This window comes from Affinundibacterium nitidum, assembly GCF_014284155.1.
Taxonomy (GTDB): Bacteria; Pseudomonadota; Gammaproteobacteria; order Burkholderiales; family Burkholderiaceae_D; genus Undibacterium; species Undibacterium nitidum.
On the sequence record NZ_JACOFZ010000067.1, the window covers coordinates 1 to 244 of the forward strand.

Below are 244 nucleotides of genomic sequence, written 5' to 3' on the forward strand. Positions count from 1 at the left end.
CAAAGTGCGAACAGCGATGTGACCGACAGTATCACCGTAGCAGTCACCGATGCCTTAGGCGCGACCAATAACGACAGCCTAGATATCCTCATTACGGATAGCAAACCAGTAGCGACAGGTGACATCAACAACATCACTGAAGATGCAGTACCGAACACAGTCACCGGCAATGTGATCACGAACGACACGGTCGGTGCGGACAGCAACGCCACTCCAGTGACAGCAGGTACGTTCACGAATGCAG

Annotated in this window: 1 protein-coding gene; it reads left to right on the forward strand. The window is 52.9% G+C overall.

The window, feature by feature from the left end; all coding sequences use genetic code 11:
• On the forward strand, positions 1 to 244 hold a 244-nt coding region (locus H8K36_RS19060; protein WP_222611294.1), incomplete at both ends, for a hypothetical protein.